Origin of the sequence: Acetobacter ghanensis, from assembly GCF_001499675.1 — a bacterium.
Classification (GTDB): domain Bacteria; phylum Pseudomonadota; class Alphaproteobacteria; order Acetobacterales; family Acetobacteraceae; genus Acetobacter; species Acetobacter ghanensis.
This window is the reverse complement of record NZ_LN609303.1, coordinates 56,805-77,420: the sequence shown is the minus strand read 5'-3', so window position 1 is coordinate 77,420 and position 20,616 is coordinate 56,805. Positions and strand designations below refer to the sequence as shown.

The window sequence follows — 20,616 nt, the reverse complement described above, 5'->3', positions numbered from 1 at the left end:
CTCCCCATGATGCGCCAGAGCGTTGTGACGCTCTTTGGAACAAAAGACGAACGCAGAGCGTCACAACGGTCTGCGACATACTGGGGGAAGACCAACAAGGCAAAGGAGCCGCCCCGTGTCGCTCAGATCTACGCTTACCCTCACCCTGCTGGCAGGTGGCCTGCTGGCAGGGCCAGCCTACGCTCAGGATGTGTCGCCTGCCGAACTCGACCGACTGGCTGCTGAACGGCAGGAAGCCATCGGCCCGCGCGACTGGGGACCGCCTGTCGACGCCGCACCTGAGGCGCAGCTGATGCCGCTTGGCGGGCACGTGACGTGCATGTCGCCCCGTATGGCGTTTGAACCGGTCTATGCCGGACCTGGGAGCAATACGAGACAGGTTGGTGTCGCCCCACCCCAGCTTGCGGTTACCACGACGACTTCAGGCGGTTGGACCCGCATCCTGCGCGCGTATGGGAAGGCCGCATGGATACCGACCGAGGATCTACAGCCCTGGACATCCACGACAGCCTCTGCGGGCACACACTGCATCGTGGCCGGGATGAGACCATCTGACGGCATGATTCTCTTCTCATATCCTGGCGCATGACGCGCCCCCTCTCTCTGGCCCGCTGGAGCGGGCTAGGCATGCTGGCTGTATGTATCGTCGCGCGGCCGAGTATTGCGCAGGTGGCCACCCAGATCGTGCCGAGCATCGAGGAGACTGGTGCACCGACCTTCGTCTTTCCAGGTGCGCAGACGTCTTCCTCATCAGGGTCAGGCGCATCGGGGAGCGCGGCGCGTTACTCGGGTGCGTGGGGCAGCAGTGATGCGATGTCCAAACTGCTGTCGCAATCCTATGGCGCCGATGCTGTTGCTGCAGCCAAAGCTGCCGGGATCAATCCCGATACGCTCGCAGCTTACGCTCAGATCGAAAGTCATTTCCAGAATACCGGCAACAGTTCTTCATCGGCCACGGGGGTCTGGCAGATCACCAATGGCACATGGAATGACTACGCATCCAAGCTTGGGCTGAGTAGTGCTGACCGGAATGATCCGACGGCGCAGGCGAAAGTCGCCAGTGCCATCATCAGTTCCTATGCCAGCGCTGTTTCCAAATCCACCGGAACACCCGCAACCTCGGCGCAGGTCTACGCCGCCTATATGTTCGGACCGTCGGCCGGTTCAAAGATCGCGGCAGCGACCAGCAGCACACCTCTGAGCAGTCTCGTGTCGCGTTCCTCGCTGGCTGCCAACAACATGAGCGGCTGGACAGTGGGACAATACCTCTCAACCGTCTCGACCCGCATGGGCAGCGGTGCATCCGAAACGGTCACGGGATGAGAACAAAAGCGGAAAAGTTGCGCAATTTTGGACACAAAATCAGTGAAAAAACAGTGTCTTACACGTGGTTTTTTCACTTTTTGATCTTGTCTGGAAACATGTACACGGGCAGGTTGAGCGGCAGACCGGACACGCGGCTGATTGCGAGTCCGTGCCACCCCATTCGAGGCCCACCAATGACGTAGCCACAAAAAGGAAAACCCTGCCTCTCCCGGTCGGCAAACCGGAAAAGCCAGGGCACCTGTAACGAACCATAAGCTATAGGGGAAAAGTAATTGCCCTTTCCCTATAGCCAGCTTCCGCTCGAAACGCAAGCAAATTGCGAACGGGGAAGGTTTGTCCAGATGCCTGTGCCGAGAGATCTGTCATGACCCATAGCACTGGAACTTTTGAGCTGTGCCCCAGACACACACTGATGACCTCTGCCCGATCCGCAGACGGGGAAAACGCACCCTCACACCCGCCATGCTCAAGGCGCGTGATGAACTGCTCGGCGTCCCCCCGGACTATCCGGATAAATACGCCGTCCTGAATACGATCAGGGCTTTGCCCCGCACCTTTCCATTGACGCGCAGCGCACGGGGTTTGCTGGAACGGATGATCGAGAAAACCCGGCCGGAGAGCTGGGAAACGCTATCGACCCCTTTTATCTACGCCCATAACGCGACACTGATGTCCTGGACGGGGTTGTCGCTTACGACTTTGAGGCGGGCGGTCAGAGAGTTGGCTGAGGCCGGGATGATCGTGCCCTGTGACGGCCGGAACGGACAGCGAGGGCGGCGCTGGCAGGGGCAGGAAGGCATGTCGCAGGTTGGATTCAGTCTGGCGTCCCTGCGCTATCGGTGGCCGGACCTGCAGGCCCAACTCGAGATTGGTAGGCGACAACGCGCGGAAGTGGCATTTCTGCGTGAAGCCATTGCTGATCTGAATGAGCAGGTGCGCGTGGCGGCCGAGCTGCGGAACGATGAGGCAACCGCCATGGAAGCCGCACGGATCATGCGGCTCCGTCGCGGCACGGACCTGATTGATACGCTGGCCAGCTATCACGACATCATGAAAGCGCTCTGGGCGCGTGTGAAACCTGTGGAAAAGCCTGCGGAAAACCGTGTCGACAGGTCGCCAGATTCTGTCTGGTGTACCCCTGAAATGGCACCCATGGATGCTCAATCTGGCACCCACTATACAGAAAGAAATAACAAAAAACCTAAAGAGGTTGTTGTAGTAGCGCCCGAGCGGCGCAATCGCATTGAGACAATGCGGCGTGAAGGGCAGGTGTCTCAACGTGAACCATCCGAGGGGCTGGAAGCAACCATTCTGCGGGGCTTCCCGGGCACCAGCACGTTCTTTCTGACGGTGTGTCCTGCCTTGCGGGATCTGTGTGGCTCAGCCTCGCCCGACCGTGCCCAGCTGACCGACGCCGCTGAACTGCTTTCCGGCCAGATCGGCATTGGCTACCACTCGTGGAAAACCGGCTGCATCGCTCTGGGGCGGTTTGAAGCTGCTGTAGCGGTCATCGTCATGGCGACACGTAAGGACCAGGGCGAACAGATCCGTCACCCCGATGCGTATTTCCGGGCCCTGGTCGAACGTGGGGTGCGGGGAACACTTCACCTCGACCGCAGCCTTTACGCCCTGAAGGACATACTGGCACAGGATGTGTCGCAAATCCCAGAACGTGCGACAGGCCGGGTGAAAACAGCGTCACAACCGGTGCGGATACAATGAGGGAAAGAGCCGGATGGTTCGGCTCAACAGAAAGGATTTACCTCATGGTTCGCAAACCCGCAGGCACATATATGGCACCTGATGGTCGAAATATCCGGGCGTTGAACGTGCGGTTATGGGGGCGCAGGACGATGCCGGCTCTTGGTCTGCTGGCCTGCTTTCTCAGTTCGACGGTTTGCGCGGAAAATATCCACTCTTATCAGCGCATCGCTCGTGCGACAGACACCAGTAATGTCCGGTCTACGGACGGTCATATTTCAGAACGGCCCCTGAACGGCAAAGACGTGATCACCATGACGGCGCAGGGGATGCAGCTTCTGGGTCTAACAAATAAAGAGGTGGATGGAGCATCCATAGTGCTTCCCCGCTCTCAGGTTTTAGAGTTTCATGGTTATGTGAAAATAGACGGCGAGAAAGTAGTTTTCCTGCATAAAGGGGAAAACATTACCTACCTTTCCAAAGTGATTCACACGAAAGACAAGAAAACGGGCCTTACCCATATTGACCTCGTGCCTGGCACGATCGAGACAGGTATCCTTGGCACCACCACTGCCACACGCCTTCCCAACGATGGCGTGAAAATTGATGTCATGGTATCGGACGTTAAATTGGTCGATATGCCAGACTGCAATGACGCACAGTGTCCAATAACGGTTGGTCGTGAAGCACGCCGTACGGTGATATTGTCTCCCGATCATGCAGAAACTGTTGATCTTCAACTTGGTGACAACACCGACCTGTCGATCAGGCTTATCTTTTCCCGGCAGCGACTCCCAGCGCAGGTAAAGCAGGCAGTGTCTGGTCCGTCCGGTCACCGGGCGTGACATAAGTTTGCGGCGCTCCCCCTTAATGACATCCTGCACGACTGACGTGGATTAAACACCTAAGCGCACACTTTGGAGCTCTATGAACTGCGATCCAGTCGATCTCGCAAATGACTGCGAGCATCTTTCTGCCCCTACTGGGAAAGTGGGCAGACCGCATGCTGTCTGCTGCCATTGAAGAATTTGGCGGCGACCCTGACCATGAAAGTCTCTGACATGCCAAACCATCACCTCAATCCCTTTGCTGTTTGGCCTTGAACCGATGGACATTTTTTACAACCCGTATGAGCTGATACAGTTCCAAATCGCACTCATGATCGTGGGTCTGGTGTCGTGCTGTGTCCTCGGTTTTCTTGTGTCCAACAGAAGAATCAGGCTAGGACTCACACTACTGTCATGGGCGTGTCTTGCGCTTTTCTATGCGGCGCAAGCACCGTCTGGTACACCATTCCTCCAGTAGTGGTGACTGGCGGCAGTATTTTCCCGAGACGACCCTAGCAGGGTGCCTTTCAAAAACCATGGAATCCTGCCACAGACCCTGCCTTCTGCTTACGCGCTTTGCGCCAGATGTTCAGGGAATATTTCCACTTATGTCCACCAACGCCGACCAGCCAACCCCCGATGAACTCAAACGGATGACGGCCACGATCGTTAAGGGCTTCCTTGCCGGGAACCCGATGGATTTGAAAAAACTCCCTGCTCTGATCAAGCTGGTTTATAGGTCTCTGGAAGAAGCACACATCCCGGTGGAGGAACCAGAACCGGAAATTCCGGCCGTGCCAATCGAAGAATCCGTTTTCCATAATTATATTATCTGTCTTGAAGATGGCCGGCACATGAAGCTTCTGAAGAGCCATCTCAGGCGCATATACAACATGACACCCGACGAATACCGGGAAAAATGGGGACTGCCACCGGATTATCCTATGGTCCCCAAAGCCTATTCTGAGAAATGCGCGGCTAATGAGTACAAACGGAAGCACGGACGCAAAATGCCTGTCCGGCGCAAGAAGGACCCGAATCAGGCTCCTATGCTGAAAGGTGTACTACCCAAATCCAACCGAAAACGTAAACGTCCCGACTGAGGTTTTAGCGAAAATCCCGTGAACTGATCGCAATGTCGCGTCCACTTCCGTTGCTAAGGCGGGAGAGCATTGGCTGGAGATCCTCGACAAAGCGCACGACCAGATGGGTCACATCACCTTCGCGCTGGAGGCGCGCGTAAGCCGCGATGAAGCCCGATCCAACAATAATGGCCCGTTGCGCTGTCACGCGATCTTTCCACAAAACCAGATTGGCCGTGCCGGTTTCATCTTCAATCGTCATGAACATGACCCCGTTCGCGGTAGAGGGCCTCTGGCGCATCAGCACCAGACCGGCTACCCGCACGAACGCGCCATCACGGACCTGTGGCAGATCCGCAATGGGGGTAATCTCCTGGCGGGCAAGCGTGTCGCGCAGAAAGCTGAGTGGATGGGCGCGCAGGCTCAGTCCTGTTGCATGGTAATCTTCCACCACGGCGCTGCCTGCCGAGATTTCGGGCAATTGCGGGTCAGGCTCCCAGAGTTCGGGGGTCGGTGCGTTCCGCCCGCGATCGGCCGCTTCGAAAAGAGGTAGCGGGGCTGCGCCAAAACCCTTGAGCGTCCACAAGGCCTGTCGCCTGTCCGCCCCCAGTGCGCGAAAGGCATCCGCTTCGGCGAGCTTTTCCAGCAAAGATAGCAGTACATCCGAGCGGCGCCAGACATCATCCAGACTGTCATACCCCGCCCCACGGGCGAGGATCAGCCGGGCTATTGCATCACACGATAGGCCCGACACCAGTCGGAAACCCAGACGCACAGCCTGCCGCGCTCCATTGCGTCCTGTCTCCAACGTGCAGTCCCAGCGTGAGGCATTGATGCAGACCGGCCGGACTTCCACCCCATGTTCGCGCGCGTCGCGTACAATCTGGGCCGGGGCATAAAACCCCATGGGCTGGCTGTTGAGCAGGGCAGCACAGAACACATCGGGGTAATGGCATTTCAGCCAGGCCGAGGCGTAGGCAATCAGCGCGAAACTTGCCGCATGGCTTTCGGGGAAACCATACGCTCCGAAGCCTTCCAGTTGTGTCCAAATTCGCGCGGCGAAAGCTGGATCATATCCATTGGCAATCATGCCGCCCAGCAAACGGGCCTTCATATGGTGGACACCACCCGTGGAGCGGAAGGTACCCATGGAGCGCCGGAGCTGGTCTGCTTCCCCACCCGTAAAGCCCGCACAATGTACCGCAACCTGCATGGCCTGCTCCTGAAACAGCGGAATGCCGAGTGTCTTGCCCAGAATACGCTGTAGGGCAGGGCTGGGGCAGTCCGGGGCTTCTTCTCCCGCCCGGCGTCGCAGATAGGGATGGACCATGTCGCCAGTAATGGGACCAGGGCGCACGATGGCAACCTGCACAACCAGATCATAGAAGGTGGCGGGCTTTGTGCGCGGCAGCATGGCCATCTGCGCGCGGCTCTCGATCTGGAACGTCCCCAGCGTATCCGCCCGGGCAATCATCTGGTAGGTCGCGCGGTCCTCAGGCGGGATCGTCGTCATGTCGAGCGTGCGGTGGTAGCGCGCGTGGATGAGCTCGAAACAGCGCCGCAGACAGCCGAGCATGCCAAGGCCCAGCACATCGACCTTCATCATGCGCATCCGGTCGATGTCATCCTTATCCCAGACCAGGGTCTGGCGTTCCGCCATGGCGGCGGGGCGCACGGGCACCAGTTCATCGAGCCGGTCGGCGGTCAGAACGAACCCGCCGGGATGGGTGCCATACTGGCGCGGAAAGCCCACCAGTAGACGGGCAAGTTGCAAGACCATGCCAAGTCGCCTGTCGCCAGCAGACAGGCCGATCTGTGCCAGCCGTTCGGCAAGCAGGGCCTCGTCGTGCAGGACACTGGCCAGATGTTTCGACATCTGGCCCAGAAGGTCCTCTGGCAGACCGAATGCCCTGCCGACTTCCCGCAGCGCCCCTTTAGGCTGGAAACGCATAAGAGTGGCGCACAGGGCCGCATGGGAGCGGCCATAGCGCCGATAGATCCACTGGATGACTTCCTCGCGCCGGTCGGCTTCGAAATCCACATCGATGTCGGGCGGCTCCTGCCGCTCTTCGGAGACAAAGCGTTCGAACAGGAGGCCTGAGCGGACGGGATCAATGGCCGTGATCCCCAGCACGTAACACACGGCAGAATTGGCGGCCGAACCGCGGCCCTGGCATAAGATGCCGCGAGAGCGGGCATAGGCGACAATGGTATTCACCGTCAGGAAATACGGCGCATAGCCAAGACGTTCGATTAGGGCCAGTTCGTGATCGAGCTGCTGGCGGACATCGAGAGGTGTGCCGGTTGGATAGCGATAAGGCACGCCGGCCCTGACGAGGCGGGTTAGAACGGCCTGCGGTGTCTCACCGCTTCCGTCAGTCTCATCAGGATACTGGTAGCACAGATCCTCCAGCGAAAAACGGCAGGTGGCGGCGATCTCCTGGCTGCGGTTCAGCGCGTCCTCATAGCCGGGGAACAGGGCGCGGATCTCGCCCGGGCCGCGCAGGTGGCGGGAGAGATGCCGGGTACGTTCCGCTCCCAGTGTTTCGAGAGTGCGGTGGCAACGAATAGCTGTCATCACATCATGAAGGATCTGGCGGGACGGGTCATGCCACAGCACATCTCCCGTGACGACGGGGAGTACGCCATTTTGGACACAGAGCCGCGCAATCCATGCCAGACGCTCGCTCTCATGCCCCTCGAAACGGCGTGTGAGCGCGACATAGGCCGGGCCGTCGTCTTTCTGTCGGGCCAGTTCTGCTAGTCGCGTCATGTCGGCAGGCAGACGCTGATCATCGGTGGGAAGCAGGATCAGCACCAGATTGCGCCCGTCACGCGCCAGATCCTGCCAGCGGAGCTGGAACGCATCATGTGGACCGCGCCGTGCGCCTAACGTCAGCAATCGACACAGCGACGCCCAGCCCTCCCGATCCCGCGGGTAGGCCAGCAGGGCAGCTCCGTCTTCCAGTCCCAGCCGTGCCCCCGGAATAACGCGGATACCCTGCTCGCAGGCCGCATCGTGGGCACGTACCAGTCCGGCCACCGAATTGTAATCGGTGATGCCCAGTGTCGTGTAGCCCAGTGCTCTGGCCTGCTGCATCAGTTCACCGGGATGGCTGGCCCCGCGCAGGAACGAGAAACAGGTCGCCACCTGCAGTTCGACATAGCCTGCCTCACTCACGGCGGACCTCGGGCGGGTGCGGATGGGCCGAAGCTGTGTGGCTGCCTGTGTCCTGCACACGGCACAGGATAAAGCCACAGCGTTCGAGATGGGCGACTAACCGCTCAGCTACCAGCCGGGCCATCAGCTCGTCCGCATCATGCACCCGGCGGCGACCGTCATGGCATAGCGCGTGCATGAGGGCATCGGCGATGTCGTCTGTGCGGGCCGGACGCAGGCCGGGAAGGTCTGACGGGCGCTGCATCAGAAAAGCCCATGCAGGAACCATAGGGCCTGCCCTTTAGCCAGGCCCGCGCCATTATGGGCAACGAACAGCCAGAAGCGTTCGCCCTCTACCGTTTCGGCCACCCAGTAATCGCGCGTGCAAGCGCCCTGCGGGTCATGCCACCAGTCGCTCCACACCCGCTCTGGGCCGATCAACCCGCGAATGGTATGAGTGGCACGCCTCCAGCGGAAGGCTTTGGGCGCACCGTCAGGCCAGAACTCCGTAACGGTAATGGAAGCTGGCGCTGGGAGTAACCGGGTAGGTCGTGGCCCATGAGGGCCGGATGGGGAGTGGTCCTCCATACTCTGTACGTGCTCACACCCCTTATAAGCCTGTTCGCGTTCGGGAAACTGACTGGCTCCATCGTGCAGGCGCGAGAGGCTTTGAATCCCGACCCGTCCCCCAAGACGCTCAAGGAGGGCAGGCAGGCCTGCGGGATCGGTGGCGGGTGCCAGCCAGTCCCGGTTGGCCGGGGCGTCCAGTGGGGCTGTTTGTGTCGCACTGAGGGTAAAGGCTTCAATTCCGAAGCCAGGTTCGATGGTTTCGATCCGCTCGGCCAGAAGCCGGTTCAGCCGGACAGGATCGGCACTGGCGTTCGACAGTCCGATCTGAAGGCTCTGGAGTGTGCCATCGACCCGCATGCACTGCACCTGCAGGTGGCGCGCGCCGTGCCCCCGTCGGCTCAGGGTATCTGCCAGTTCCGCCACGAGGTTTCCCAGAGCGCGGGCAATGGCTGGGGCCGTGCTGATTGGCTCAACCAGTGTGCCGGAAGCGCGGAAAGCCTGTGGCGCCGTCCGGAAGGAAAGGGGTTCAGGTAGGCGTCCCATCGCCTGATCAAGCCGGTCGGGTAGGGCCTGCCCGAAACGGCGTGCCAGAGGCGCGCGGGGCATATCCAGCAGCTGGCCGACACGTACCAGACCCAGACGGCGCAGGGTCGCCAGTGTCTCAGATTCAAGTCGCAGGCTGGCCAGAGGTAGTTCGCGCAGGACACTCTCCTGCCCCATCGGGGAAATGAGGGTGATGGACCGGTGGCTGCTGCGGGCGACAGCCGCCGCTATGGCTGCTGTATCTGCGATCGCGATCCGGGCCGAATAACCGGCCTTTGCAAGACGGGTCAGCAGGTGTTCAGCCATCTGGTCCTCACCTCCAAAAAGATGGTCACAGCCAGTGGTCTCCACCCACACGCCATCGGCGCCATCGGTGGCCGTGAGGGGCGACAGCCACTGGCACCACAGTGTGAGCGCCTCCAGTGCGGCCTGATCGGCGGCAGGCTGAGCCTGCGCCACGAGCAGCTCCGGTTGCATGGCCCGGGCTTGTGCCAATGGCATCCCGCGGCAGATCCCCAGTCGCAGGGCTATGGGATCGGCTGCTGTCACCAGAAGCCGGCCACGCTCAGGCGCGTAGAGCGCCAGTCCGCTGCGTGAAGGCGATGGCTGCTGTTTCTGGTGTCGCTCGATCGGCCAGAGGGGCAGCCACAGGGAGAGAATACGTCGGGTCATGGCGTGTCGGGGTAATGATCCAGGTGCCGCCGGGTCCACCGCGATGACGCAGTAGTTCGACAGCCCAGCGTTCTGCGCCGGCAACCGGAGAAAGAGAGGGGAGATCGGTGCGCAGTGTTGAGGGGCTGCCCCCGATCCGCCAGCGGGTCATGCTGGCGCTGGCTGGCGGGTCATTCTGAGCCCCTGCCGTGCGACAGAGCAGGAAGCCACTGACGTGGCTTCGACTGGCAGCCAGCACGAGGCGGCGGGACTGGGTGAGCGTAAGCGGTGTACGGATATCTGCGACCAGGGCACAGACCCCGCGTTCGTTCAGCACGTCCTCGCACAAAGCTTCCAGACCGCCCTTGCGGGTGGTGACGCAGAGCAGGCGACCGGGATTAAGGCCGGACTGACGGATGCCCGGGGCGGACAGGTCAGGGTAGTCCTCACTGGCCCAGATCACTGGCCCGGTGGTGCGGGCCAGCACATGAGCGACGAAGGCTGCTGAGCGGGATGAGAAAACACTATCACGTCCGGCACTGAACACTTCATGCACGCAGCCTTGGGTAAGGCCGCCGTCCAGATGCGTGTCGATGGCTGTAAACCCGGTTGGTAGCCGGTCGGCCGACGTGTGCTGGGGGGCTTCCATCCGGCGGATTTTCTCGCGCAGAAGATCCAGCGTATCAGTCTTGTTCTGGTGCATGGGGTCGCTCCTTTACCCCTAATGGCTACAACAGAACAAAAAGAGAACGCAAGCCTTTTTGATGCACGCATATGCCCAGCGCAGCTATCCGTCTGTTCTGGCGGGGAAACTGGAATGGCGAAGCTGTCGTGACTCGCTCAGGGCGGCATCTGGAGGTAAAATGCGATGTCAACGATGAGTAACGCGTGAAACAGCTTACAGACTCTGACACAGAGCGCCGCCTGCAGGCGGTTCAGGACGCGCTGGCCAGTGCCGCCCGGGAAGGGCAGCGGGTTTCTCCAGCGGCAGCCGCAGATCTGGAAGCGTACGTCCGGGGAGAAATCACGACAGACGAAATTCGCCAGCGTGTCATGGCGCGGCTACATGCGGATCCACGCTACAAGGCCGCCACGCGCTCATGATCTGCATCTTCGATACCTACCGATCGGCCGACTTCCATGCATCGAGAGAAACGATCTTGCGCGCGACCAAATCCTGACGGGCATGTCCCGTGTCGTTGCTGGCAAGAGCGGCCGGGCGCGCGGGATTGGCTTTACGGTAGGCATCGAACACCTTGCCAAAAGCCTCCCATGCCCCTGCTATCCAGTGACCCCCATGCCATGCCTGATAGAAAACCCTGCCTGCCGCTTCCCGTCTGGCACGGAAAGCCGGATCATTCAGTCTCTGTTCCACGGTCGTATTCTGTGTGATCTGCTCAATCTGGAACCGCTCATCCTCTGCCTGTGCCAGCAGGTGCAGAAAAGTATCGACCGCTTCCTGCAGGGAAAGCCGTGCCTGTTCCTGAAGTTCGTCTAAATCTGCGAATATCGAAAAATCGAACCCTTTTGCTTCGGTTCGGACGGTACGGGAAGCTTCCCGCCTGAGGGTCTCGGCTTTGCGGGAAAAACGTAGTCCAGCGCCATGGAGTGTTGCGGCGACAGCCTCGGTGTCCGGTGTGAGCTGAAGGACTGTTTCAACCGTCCGCTCCGCCAGTTTTTCACGACCGAGGCGGCGGACTGGAGTAGACAGACCCGCACCGACCTGAACAGGGGTATCTACGCTCATTTCACAGTTCCGACTGCAATCACCGTCAACTCGCAGTTATATTTCGACAGTGGGAACCAGCCTGATGTCATCAGGCTGGATTTTATAGTCCTGAAATCAGCTACCGAGGCCGCCGTGCGATTTCACTGCGGAATTCGACAGGGAATGATGCCAGACCTTATTTCCATTAAAGATGATGGAAAGCTGTTTCTCAGTTCCGTGGGAGCCAGAGGAGAACATGCCATAGTAAGGGATGAAATTTGTCCCGTCCTCTTTAGATTTGGTGAAAGCATATTTCCAAACTTCATGACCACTATCGGTGAAGCTGGTATCCATTGGGTCACCAAATTGAGCGCGAACCTGATCTTTGGTTGTGACGCCGTCCTGAATTTTCTGGTCGACTGTCGCGCCAGTTTCGTTCTTGATGGATTCATTCCCGCTTGAAGCACAGGCTGACAGAGCCAGAAGAGCAGTCAGGCATCCAGCCAGGGTAGTATTTTTCATAAACTTACCTTCAATGCATAATTTCTAATTAAAGATTCCGCAGGCAGAACCACCGCAATTTTATAGCACATATATGGATTTTCTGTGAATAATAAGCTTACTTTTGATAATGTTTTTCGGTCATTGCTGCCCGTCAGTAGCGATATCCCGTGATCAAAAAGCGTCCGATTACCATGACATAGTTTATTTATTCGCGGGCAGCGTGATCGGACGCAAATGATACCCATCGCGTCGCAGTAGAGCCGCTAGTCCATCTGGTCCACCTATATGGGCTGCTCCGATCAAAATAACCGCACCGCCGGATCGTAGATATGGCGCCATATCCCGATACATTAGGCGGGTACGCTTGGTAATTTCGTAATCATACATTTTCTTCTGGCTTGGCGTGACTTTACGCTCTCGGATCCATGCATCCAATTCATCATATTGTCCATTTTGAACGAAGGAAACAAATGGGGGGGATGAAAGGTTTTCATCAGGTCGTTTAAGCATCTCAACGATTGCGTCACGATAGTAGTCATCCGGAATTTCCTTTTGAACCGCCTTCCATTCGTCGAGATGTTCGAGCCACTTGATAAGGACGCCTGATTTTTGCGCTTCAGCATGCACGACAGCATCACGGGATAGAGTTGCTGGTTGCGGGCACGGCATTTCGAGAATAAATTCGGCTAATCTTGCTGTTTGCATGTTCAACAGCACCCGCGTGAACATCTCCGTATTGCCCGTTCGAAGCATTTCCTGACCAGTATAGCACGCGAGATGCGGTTGCAGTCTGGCTTTAAGCTTTTCGATATCTATTTCATGGACCCATGAGGCAAAAACAGTGGAATCAAGTGCGATTTCAGATATGGGGTGTTCGAGCTTGTCAGGTTGGGTATCCGCGTTTCTATCTGCCGTTCCTTCAGAAACAAGCACTGTTTTTCCTACGAAGACGGCTGCACTTGGAGCCTGAATCCCAAAGATGGGACCATGAACGGCCGGTACAATAATACTTGGCTTGGTGTTTGAGTTCTCGATCTGAATAGCATCCACGTCAGCAAATGCCACAGGGCAACGAAGCACCATGATCGCAGCGAGAGCGATCATGGTGCTTATTTTCCTTATGGTCGTCTGGTTGTCACCCATGGTGATTCACTTATTTGCCGATCAGTGCGCGGGCTTTCGCTCGGATTTCCGATAGTTCTTTCTCAGACACACGACCTTTCTTCTTCGCACAACGCGCCCGCCAGTCGAGTGACTGCACTTGATCCGCAAGAACCGCGCTCTGCCGATAGTTGTCGATTGCGACTTCGAAGGGATAGCCCTTCTGTTTGGTGGTCAGCGGGCAGCACAGCATCAGGCCAATCCGATTATAAGCCACCGGCGAGAGAACGACGGCAGGTCGATGACCGGCCTGCTCGTGTCCAGTCTGCGGCGAAAAATCGAGCCAGACGATATCGCCGGCATCTGGCACATAGACGGCCATATCAGAGACGTTCTCCGCCGACCGCTGCTCCGAAATTTACTTCGGAATGAACATTCTCCGGGGTAATCCCTGCCAACAGATCCGCCAGATCGTATTCTGCGACTGTGACTGGCTCGATGATGACGCGACCACTTTCCTCGCGCACATCGACCGGCTGATCCAGCTTCAAACCAGCCGCTGCCAACACTGAGGCGGGGATGCGGACAGACGCACTATTTCCCCACTTTTTTACCACAGCCTTCATCGTTACCACCATAACGTATTAACGAAGTCGATACTACAGGCCACAACGCCACGTGTCAACGGCGTATCGACATCATTTCTTATTCGGATTCCGCCCGGTCATTTGGAAGGTTCGAAGAACCGTTGATTGATTGTCTTTTTGCCTGATTTTAGTTTTTTAGCGTATTGATTGCTGGTTCGTGGCCCTGATTTTCACTCTGCGTATTGAGTAGAGAGAGGGTCTCATGCTCTGGATTGCTACGCGATCGCGTTAATCCGCTTCAGGAGAAGAAAGCGACGCATATTATAGACGATATTGGCCAGTCCGATCCTCATGGTGGCTCGGGTAATGCCCACGGTCCGGACGAATAATCCCGTTTGCGATTTCTGATCCGCAAAGACATGCTCGACACGAGACCGGATAATGGATTTTCCGGCATTGGACCGCTGGATATGCCGGGGCATGGGTTTGAGATGAGGCTTCTTGCGATGGACCTTCGAAACAAAGTCCTGCTTTTCCATGAAGTCTTCGTTGGCTTTTGAGCGATAGGCCGTGTCGGCCCAGACATCAGACGCCGTATTGCTGCGACCAAGAAGCCCCTCACGTAGTCTGGCACCATCGCTGGTAGCGGCATCCGTCGTTTTCCATTTGCGGATCAGCCGAAATTTCCGGTCGATGGAAATATGCGATTTATAGCCAAAGAAAGGGATGGCGAGATCCGTAGACGGGATCGTCCCGTCATCCTGACGCTTTGCTTTGGTGAACTTCAGCGTCCATCGCGCATGACGATCTTTATGGGACAGCTTTGACGGCTTGTCCTGCCAATCCTGTGGGATCCGTCCTTCCCGCAGATCGGCCTTCTCCTCATTGGTATTGCGCTGCTTCGGGGCCGCTACCAGTGTCGCGTCCAGGATCTGGCCTGACATGGGGAGATAACCGGCATTCCGCAGGGTCGCATCAAAGCGGTTGAACAAAACATCAATTGCTCCCGCCTGTGTCAGACGTTCCCGGAACAGCCAGACGGTCCTGGCATCAGGCACGCGGTCAGACAGCCCTAGACCAAGGAAGCGCATGAAGGACAGGCGGTCGTTGATCAGGTATTCCGTCCGTTCGTCGGACAAATTGTTCAGCGTCTGGATGAGCAGAATTTTGAACATCAGCACTGGATCAAACGGAGGACGCCCGCCTTTTCTTCCGTCTGAATAGGCCAGTGCCTTGTTCAACTCCGGACGGAACACCTCAAAATCCACAATCCGGGAAAATGCTTCAAGTTGGTCACCAAGCCCACTCAACCGAGCAAGCCGCTCTTCAACATCAAAGAAACCAGACTGCGTCATCAGCCACTCCTCCAGTCATCACAGAGACAGAGCTAAAACCATAGGGTTTTTCGGACCCTCTACCTTCGTATTCATATTAAAATGGCGCTTCAAAGCGGCTGCGAATGCGCCATAATTTCAATTATGTAATTAATTTATAATTAGTTAACCTATCAATATTAACTAATTATAAATGATATTAGTGCTGAATAAATCAAAATCTCCATAGGGAGGTTTGTGATGATAAAAGTATTCAGTTACAATCAAAGACAGGACCACGGTCAAACATATTCACAAATGCTTCGAGCGCGTGCAATTGTTTTTTCAGATCGCCTGAACTGGGACGTTAATGTCGTAAATGGAAAAGAAGAAGACGAATATGACCGGGAGTATAACCCACTCTATTTTGTAGCAGAGCGGCCTGATGGTTCACACGCAACATCCATGCGTATTATTCCCACCACAGGACCGACAATGTTGCGTGACAAATTTCATTCATTTTTTCCAGATTGCCCGGATATTTATAGTCCAACAATATGGGAAAGCACCCGTTACTGCGCGACATTACGACCTGGTGAGATACATTATACAGGTGAGTTAGCACGCACTCTGTGTCAAACGTGCCTCGAAAACGGAATTACTCATCTTACAGGTATCTTTTTTCGGCCAATGTTACGGATTTATGAGCGTGCGGGCTGGCCACCTGAACCTATTATGAGTGCTCAACTCGACGGGAAGATGATTACGCTTGCCACGTTTGATGTGTCGCAGGCGCGTCTTGACGAAATTAATAAAAAATTTGCATTGGCCGCTTAAAATCTTATATGCCAGCCAAGAACATCTTGGCTGGCCTTAATCGTAATGGTTCCTGACACACACAATGCGCTTCTTCCCCTAGGGGATACCCTTCTCGAACGCATTCAGTCATGCGAAAGCATCTCGACAATGCAGGAGTTGGCATTCGAGATCAGGGATAATAGTGGCGCGGCCCATCTTACCTACCACTTTCTATCCAACCCTTGGGTTAGAGAGGGAGGAGAATTGGGGGTCACGACATACCCGCTGTCATGGCAAATCTTATATACTGAAAAAAATCTTGTTCATTCAGATCCGGTAGTCCGTACTGCACTAACCAGCGCACTTCCTTTTTTGTGGTCAGAAATAAAGATACTTTCTCAGAAAGAGAAACGGGTCATGCAGCTTTTTTCTGAACAGAATATGGGCAAGGATGGAATGTCCATTCCGTTAAGAGGGTTACGTGGTGAAGTGGGTCTTCTGACGATAACCAGTCGCAATATCCATGATTTCGGGCGAGATCGGCGAAGGGTTTATGCGGCAACATTCTCTCAGATTGGTGCATACATGCATGAATGGTTTGCTAATTATGGAGGGCGTCGAGAGGCTCTGGCGCCTCCTCGGTTATCCATTCGCGAACGAGAATGTCTTGCTTACCATGGCGAGGGTTTGATGACGCAGGAAGTGTCTTACAGACTGAATATCTCTGAAGCGACTGTAAGACTTTATCTTGCGACGGCTCGGCATAAACTTTGTGCACAAACAACCTGCGGGGCTGTGGCAAAAGCAATTAAATTCGGGTTGATATAAGTTTAGCCCGTTTATAAATTTCATCAAACGCAGAAGATATTCCAGAAAAAACATTGATAGATTTAATACAGTCATAAATAAAAAGCTGGTTTATAACGTTTTTGCTTTCACGCCCACCGAGACGCAGAACGCCAGATACGTCATATTCCGAACTGACAGACAGCATGCACACCCAACTTGCAATACAGTTGGATGCTAGATATTTCCCTACTTGAAAACCAAGTGATGTGTTTTCTATATTATCATTATACGGGATAGGATCGAGGTCGATATTTGTTATTTTACTACGTCCCTTGTGCAATGCACTGGCATAAAGCAATTGTCCCGTACTAATTGTTCCAATCCCGAGGTCCGGACTTAATTGGATGATGTTGGCTGCCACTGCTCCAGCATCCGGTGGAGAAATTTTATTCACTTCGTGCAAAACAAAAGCTGCCAGCTTAAGTGCAAACTCAGTTCTACGATTACTATCGTGGTATACCATATCTATAAAATGGCGACGGCCGATCATATCGGTATTTTTGAGTACAGACGCCAATACATCAATAGACTCAACAATAAAAGGATGAATTAATTCTGTATAAATATCTTTTTCGACATCAATATAGGAATATAGCAATGCGCTCATCGATATTCTCTCTACAGAAATATTAAATAAACTTATAATTTTTATACTCTTAAATCTTCCCCTCTAAAATGACCTATCAATATCGCTAGATCGGCAGAAGGTTGGAACTGATCTAGAAAGACATAATTTGTTTCCATGCTGTTCTCTCAGACTCTTGTTTCAAGCAGAAATTGCTAAAACACATGAAGAATATCTTAACGGGAGATGCCTGAATGTGGAGGGTTCGAAAAACCCTCTGGTTTTGGGCCTCTCACACCCCTACCGGTTCCATCTGCGGGAGCCGAGCCATCGCTCAGACTGCCACGGACAGGTCTGGATCCCGCTAATCCTCCTGTTTTGTCGCCATGGCCCAGATGGCCCGTGCCATCCTGTTGGCCAGCGCAATCGCGACCAGCATACGGGGCTTACGGGCCAGCATCCGTGCCAGCCAGCTTACCGGTGCAGGAGCCTTGCGGCTGGCCCAGTTCACCATGGTCATAGCGTTAAGATTCAACTTTTACAGAAATATCAAGTTGTTTCCGTGCAAATTTCTTTGCAAGGACTGTATATAACGGGGTTGGGCATATAATACGGGAAACAGCATACGCGAGAAAAGATGTTGATAACAAGGCAAGCGTAATTTGCTGATTATCACAGATTTCCATAACAATGATAGTTGCTGTTAGAGGAGACTGTGCTACTCCACAGAAATACGCGGCCATTCCCAATAAGACTACTCCAGCCGAGGTAGTATGAGGGAGAAATGGACTAATCCACCCTCCCAAGCCAGCGCCGATAGCTAAAGAGGGCGCGAACATACCTCCAGGGATACCAGAAGCAAAAGTAACCAGCATAGAAATGTATTTCATTATGAAAAACGAAGCAGGGTAATGAAGATAACCATTTACTATTCCATTGGCCTGTAAATAACCAGTGCCATAGGTTGCTCCGTGTGATTCCAAACCTAACAGGGCAAGAACAAAACCGCAGCAAGCAGCAAAAGTAATGGGCCTATTTTGTTGAAACACCGAAATTGAAAAAAATCTTCCTTCAGATATAGCAATCACGATGCGAGAAAATATTCCCCCAGCGGTTCCACCCAATACGCCACAAACGCCAACGGCTATCCATGCTGATCCTAATGGGATCGCAGTGTTCGAACGTCCAAAATAAGTATAGTTTCCTAAAAATGCTATTGATGTAACTCCAGAAAATATTATAATTGCTAGCGTTCGTCCCGATGCTTTTTGCTCGAAGGAATGAGCCAATTCCTCAATAGCAAAAACTATGCCTGCTAACGGTGTATTAAAAGCCGCAGCCATCCCAGCAGCACCGCCTGCAAGTATCATACCATGCCGAGTTATTTCCCCATTTTTTCCGAGCAGGCGTGAAAAAGCATGCATGACAGATGCACCGATTTGAACACTAGGCCCCTCGCGACCTATTGATGCTCCGCAAATCAAACCTAATGTTGTCATTAATATTTTACCAATTGTTATTTTTATTGATAATATTTTATCGATTAATTCAAAATTATGAATGTGTAATGTTGCTATTGTTTGAGGAATGCCAGAGCCTTGGGCCCCATTGAATACGACTCGCGTTATCCACGTAATAACTGCCATTCCTACAGGAGCCACACATAACATGCTGTATGGACTAATATCAATTAGATGATTGCGAATATCGGCTGCATAATCGCCTAATTCGGCAAATATAACAGCAATTATTCCTACTAGTATAGCACCGATCCAATATATGGCTAAGTCTTGCCATTGGCGTTTTTTTAATAGGATTTTTCGTTTTATCCGGCTAGTTTGATGTTTAGGATTTTTCGTTTCAGCCGATTGAATAAAGGAAAAAAACATCTCGTACCGGACTCTTATTCTAATGGTGGCATACATTCATGAGTAAAATAGAGTTAGCATTGAACCATATGATGTCAAAATTATATAGGCTTTACAGCTGTTTTTGATATATCTACGAGTATAATAACCTAATTTTGCGAAAGCAGGTGGAGGGTTCGAAAAACCCTCTGGTATTGAGGTCAGAGGTGGACCCGTTTGTTCGGACAGTTTTTGGGTTTGAATAAGCTATACCCGGTTGTTGTTATGCCGCCATTCTGACGGCGTTGCTGTTGACCATCTGGTCCGGGGTTAACCCCGGACCAGATGGTGTCGGCGCGCCATGATATGCCTCATCAGGCGTTCGTCCAGCCAGAGCCGTATGGGGACGTTGCCCGTTATAATGTGCGATCCATTTCGTGAGCCCCACTCGAAGTTCTGAACCCGTCTCGAACGCATGCAGGTAAACGCATTCGTATTTCAGCGACCGCCACAGACGCTCGATGAACACGTTGTCCAGCCAGCGCCCACGTCCATCCATGCTGATACGGATCTGACGCTCTTCCAGGATCTCGGTAAAACGGGGCGTCGTGAATTGTGAGCCCTGGTCCGTATTGAAAATTTCCGGGGCGCCATAGCGCGTAAGGGCATCCTGTAGCGCCTCAATACAGAACTCCGCGTCCATCGTGTTCGACAGACGCCAGGACAGGATCTTGCGCGTGAACCAGTCCATGATCGCCACGAGATAGAGAAAACCCCGTTTCATGGGAATATACGTGATATCGGAACACCAGACCTGGTTGGGCCGGTCGATGACCAGATTCCGTAGCAGATAGGGATATTTCCGATGCTCCGGATGCGGCACAGTCGTGCGCGGCTTCTGGTAGATCGCCCGCAGACCCATGATCGCCATGAGCCGCCGGACCCGCTTGCGACCAACGTCATGCCCCAGGCGACGCAGATGCCATGTCATCTGCCGCGAACCATAATACGGCGTTTCCAGGAACTGGGCATCGATCAGCCGCATCAACGCCAGATTGGCCTCGCTCTGTGGCACAGGCCGATAGTACACGCCCAACCGAGCAGAGGCATCGCGTAAAAAATCCCGTTCCACGAGTAGTTCGCCTATCTTCGCGTGTAGTTTTTCCACATCAGCCGGACTGACCGGGGGCGCGGAAACCGTCTTCCCGGAAAAGGTCGCTGCCATCCCCTCGATCGCCTGCCGTTTCCACTGGGCGATCATCGTCTGATGCACCCCATGTTTCGAAGCCAGTTCCGCCAGCGTCAGTTCCCCACGGATCGCTTCCAGGGCAACCCGTGATTTGAACTCCGCCGCATACCTCTTGCGCGTAATCTTGCCCATAAAACCCGTCCTCTCTCAGGCCGGATTATAGCTTAACCCCCTGTCCGAAAAACCGGGACCACCTCTGTTCCTTCAGGATCCCTATGATCTGCTCTTCCGTAAA

At 54.8% G+C, this 20,616-nt stretch carries 21 protein-coding genes and 1 pseudogene; 8 read left to right on the top strand and 14 right to left on the bottom strand.

The annotated features are described in order from the left end of the window. Positions 1 to 115: 115 nt before the first annotated feature. The 5 genes from AGA_RS12755 to AGA_RS12735 all read left to right on the top strand — a co-directional run bounded on the left by AGA_RS12755 (position 116) and on the right by AGA_RS12735 (position 4,957). Positions 116 to 589: an SH3 domain-containing protein gene (locus AGA_RS12755; RefSeq protein WP_059024939.1), complete on the top strand. Its 474-nt coding sequence runs from the start codon at positions 116 to 118 to the stop codon at positions 587 to 589. Further along, on the top strand, positions 586 to 1,323 hold the full coding sequence (locus tag AGA_RS12750) for a transglycosylase SLT domain-containing protein (protein WP_231946158.1): 738 nt from the start codon (positions 586 to 588) through the stop codon (positions 1,321 to 1,323). The genes AGA_RS12755 and AGA_RS12750 overlap by 4 nt, the downstream gene beginning before the upstream one ends. A 396-nt stretch (positions 1,324 to 1,719) precedes the next feature. Continuing rightward, the gene (gene repC, locus AGA_RS12745) at positions 1,720 to 3,048 is read left to right on the top strand and encodes a replication initiation protein RepC (protein WP_157065398.1); all 1,329 of its coding nucleotides are present in this window, start codon (positions 1,720 to 1,722) and stop codon (positions 3,046 to 3,048) included. 44 nt (positions 3,049 to 3,092) lie between these two features. Further along, entirely contained in the window at positions 3,093 to 3,872 is a 780-nt protein-coding gene (locus AGA_RS12740) for a hypothetical protein (RefSeq protein WP_157065397.1), read from the top strand. A 590-nt stretch (positions 3,873 to 4,462) separates the two neighbouring features. After that, entirely contained in the window at positions 4,463 to 4,957 is a 495-nt protein-coding gene (locus AGA_RS12735) for a MucR family transcriptional regulator (protein ID WP_083503728.1), read from the top strand. Positions 4,958 to 4,961: 4 nt separating this feature from the next. On the opposite strand, the gene AGA_RS12730 is transcribed toward AGA_RS12735, so the two are convergent. The 4 genes from AGA_RS12730 to AGA_RS12715 are packed head-to-tail and all read right to left on the bottom strand — an operon-like array spanning position 4,962 to position 10,563. Next, positions 4,962 to 8,117: an error-prone DNA polymerase gene (locus AGA_RS12730; protein ID WP_059024935.1), complete on the bottom strand. Its 3,156-nt coding sequence runs from the start codon at positions 8,115 to 8,117 to the stop codon at positions 4,962 to 4,964. Continuing rightward, a complete protein-coding gene (locus tag AGA_RS12725) occupies positions 8,110 to 8,361 on the bottom strand; it encodes a GNAT family N-acetyltransferase (protein WP_083503727.1) in 252 nt (83 codons plus the stop codon). The genes AGA_RS12730 and AGA_RS12725 overlap by 8 nt, the downstream gene beginning before the upstream one ends. Further along, positions 8,361 to 9,881, bottom strand: coding sequence for a DUF6504 family protein (locus AGA_RS12720; protein WP_083503714.1), 1,521 nt, complete (start codon positions 9,879 to 9,881; stop codon positions 8,361 to 8,363). Before AGA_RS12720 ends, AGA_RS12725 begins: the two co-directional genes overlap by 1 nt. Further along, positions 9,775 to 10,563: an ImuA family protein gene (locus AGA_RS12715; RefSeq protein ID WP_059024932.1), complete on the bottom strand. Its 789-nt coding sequence runs from the start codon at positions 10,561 to 10,563 to the stop codon at positions 9,775 to 9,777. The genes AGA_RS12720 and AGA_RS12715 overlap by 107 nt, the downstream gene beginning before the upstream one ends. 185 nt (positions 10,564 to 10,748) lie before the next feature. Between AGA_RS12715 and AGA_RS12710 the strand changes: the two genes are divergently transcribed. Further along, positions 10,749 to 10,964 (top strand): antitoxin VbhA family protein, encoded by a 216-nt coding sequence (locus AGA_RS12710; RefSeq protein ID WP_059024931.1) that lies wholly within the window; start codon positions 10,749 to 10,751, stop codon positions 10,962 to 10,964. Between the two features lie 16 nt (positions 10,965 to 10,980). Here AGA_RS12710 and AGA_RS12705 read toward each other — a convergent pair whose 3' ends face one another. The 6 genes from AGA_RS12705 to AGA_RS12680 form a co-directional block, all read right to left on the bottom strand. Continuing rightward, complete coding sequence (locus AGA_RS12705; RefSeq protein WP_059024930.1) at positions 10,981 to 11,607, bottom strand: hypothetical protein; 627 nt, start codon at positions 11,605 to 11,607, stop codon at positions 10,981 to 10,983. 96 nt (positions 11,608 to 11,703) lie between these two features. After that, a complete protein-coding gene (gene bamE / locus AGA_RS13545) occupies positions 11,704 to 12,090 on the bottom strand; it encodes an outer membrane protein assembly factor BamE domain-containing protein (RefSeq protein ID WP_083503713.1) in 387 nt (128 codons plus the stop codon). A 183-nt stretch (positions 12,091 to 12,273) separates the two neighbouring features. Continuing rightward, entirely contained in the window at positions 12,274 to 13,176 is a 903-nt protein-coding gene (locus tag AGA_RS12695; RefSeq protein ID WP_172793769.1) for a TraB/GumN family protein, read from the bottom strand. A gap of 49 nt (positions 13,177 to 13,225) precedes the next feature. Beyond that, positions 13,226 to 13,555 carry an endoribonuclease MazF gene (gene mazF, locus AGA_RS12690; RefSeq protein ID WP_059024927.1) on the bottom strand — a complete coding sequence of 110 codons (330 nt, stop codon included), beginning with the start codon at positions 13,553 to 13,555 and terminating at the stop codon, positions 13,226 to 13,228. Between the two features lies 1 nt (position 13,556). Beyond that, a complete protein-coding gene (locus AGA_RS12685; protein WP_373319922.1) occupies positions 13,557 to 13,799 on the bottom strand; it encodes an AbrB/MazE/SpoVT family DNA-binding domain-containing protein in 243 nt (80 codons plus the stop codon). Positions 13,800 to 14,035: 236 nt separating this feature from the next. After that, positions 14,036 to 15,118, bottom strand: a complete 1,083-nt coding sequence (locus tag AGA_RS12680; RefSeq protein WP_172793772.1) for an IS5 family transposase — start codon at positions 15,116 to 15,118, stop codon at positions 14,036 to 14,038. 216 nt (positions 15,119 to 15,334) lie between these two features. Between AGA_RS12680 and AGA_RS12675 the strand changes: the two genes are divergently transcribed. Next, positions 15,335 to 15,910, top strand: a complete 576-nt coding sequence (locus tag AGA_RS12675) for an acyl-homoserine-lactone synthase (RefSeq protein WP_083503712.1) — start codon at positions 15,335 to 15,337, stop codon at positions 15,908 to 15,910. 45 nt (positions 15,911 to 15,955) lie between these two features. Then, on the top strand, positions 15,956 to 16,699 hold the full coding sequence (locus tag AGA_RS13540; protein ID WP_083503711.1) for a helix-turn-helix transcriptional regulator: 744 nt from the start codon (positions 15,956 to 15,958) through the stop codon (positions 16,697 to 16,699). Here AGA_RS13540 and AGA_RS12670 read toward each other — a convergent pair. The 4 genes and pseudogenes from AGA_RS12670 to AGA_RS12665 form a co-directional block, all read right to left on the bottom strand. Continuing rightward, positions 16,680 to 17,327, bottom strand: a complete 648-nt coding sequence (locus AGA_RS12670; protein ID WP_059024923.1) for a hypothetical protein — start codon at positions 17,325 to 17,327, stop codon at positions 16,680 to 16,682. The two genes, AGA_RS13540 and AGA_RS12670, sit on opposite strands and share 20 nt — an antisense overlap. A 322-nt stretch (positions 17,328 to 17,649) precedes the next feature. Further along, a pseudogene (locus AGA_RS13875) lies at positions 17,650 to 17,763 on the bottom strand (IS110 family transposase); the annotation flags it as partial. A gap of 46 nt (positions 17,764 to 17,809) precedes the next feature. After that, positions 17,810 to 19,174: a chloride channel protein gene (locus AGA_RS13530; protein WP_194299308.1), complete on the bottom strand. Its 1,365-nt coding sequence runs from the start codon at positions 19,172 to 19,174 to the stop codon at positions 17,810 to 17,812. 241 nt (positions 19,175 to 19,415) lie between these two features. Further along, positions 19,416 to 20,513, bottom strand: coding sequence for an IS3 family transposase (locus AGA_RS12665; protein ID WP_083503709.1), 1,098 nt, complete (start codon positions 20,511 to 20,513; stop codon positions 19,416 to 19,418). Positions 20,514 to 20,616 lie beyond the last annotated feature (103 nt).

Excerpts from the sequence above, each read along its gene's own strand:
- AGA_RS12725 (WP_083503727.1), bottom strand. The coding sequence starts at position 8,361 with ATGCAGCGCCCGTCAGACCTTCCCGGCCTGCGTCCGGCCCGCACAGAC.
- AGA_RS13540 (WP_083503711.1), top strand. The coding sequence starts at position 15,956 with ATGGTTCCTGACACACACAATGCGCTTCTTCCCCTAGGGGATACCCTT.
- AGA_RS12705 (WP_059024930.1), bottom strand. The coding sequence starts at position 11,607 with ATGAGCGTAGATACCCCTGTTCAGGTCGGTGCGGGTCTGTCTACTCCA.
- AGA_RS12665 (WP_083503709.1), bottom strand. The coding sequence starts at position 20,513 with ATGGGCAAGATTACGCGCAAGAGGTATGCGGCGGAGTTCAAATCACGG.
- AGA_RS12670 (WP_059024923.1), bottom strand. The coding sequence starts at position 17,327 with ATGAGCGCATTGCTATATTCCTATATTGATGTCGAAAAAGATATTTAT.
- AGA_RS13530 (WP_194299308.1), bottom strand. The coding sequence starts at position 19,174 with ATGTTTTTTTCCTTTATTCAATCGGCTGAAACGAAAAATCCTAAACAT.
- AGA_RS12750 (WP_231946158.1), top strand. The coding sequence starts at position 586 with ATGACGCGCCCCCTCTCTCTGGCCCGCTGGAGCGGGCTAGGCATGCTG.
- AGA_RS12685 (WP_373319922.1), bottom strand. The coding sequence starts at position 13,799 with ATGAAGGCTGTGGTAAAAAAGTGGGGAAATAGTGCGTCTGTCCGCATC.
- AGA_RS12735 (WP_083503728.1), top strand. The coding sequence starts at position 4,463 with ATGTCCACCAACGCCGACCAGCCAACCCCCGATGAACTCAAACGGATG.
- AGA_RS12720 (WP_083503714.1), bottom strand. The coding sequence starts at position 9,881 with ATGACCCGACGTATTCTCTCCCTGTGGCTGCCCCTCTGGCCGATCGAG.
- AGA_RS12675 (WP_083503712.1), top strand. The coding sequence starts at position 15,335 with ATGATAAAAGTATTCAGTTACAATCAAAGACAGGACCACGGTCAAACA.
- AGA_RS12715 (WP_059024932.1), bottom strand. The coding sequence starts at position 10,563 with ATGCACCAGAACAAGACTGATACGCTGGATCTTCTGCGCGAGAAAATC.
- bamE (WP_083503713.1), bottom strand. The coding sequence starts at position 12,090 with ATGAAAAATACTACCCTGGCTGGATGCCTGACTGCTCTTCTGGCTCTG.
- AGA_RS12740 (WP_157065397.1), top strand. The coding sequence starts at position 3,093 with ATGGTTCGCAAACCCGCAGGCACATATATGGCACCTGATGGTCGAAAT.
- mazF (WP_059024927.1), bottom strand. The coding sequence starts at position 13,555 with ATGGCCGTCTATGTGCCAGATGCCGGCGATATCGTCTGGCTCGATTTT.
- AGA_RS12695 (WP_172793769.1), bottom strand. The coding sequence starts at position 13,176 with ATGATCGCTCTCGCTGCGATCATGGTGCTTCGTTGCCCTGTGGCATTT.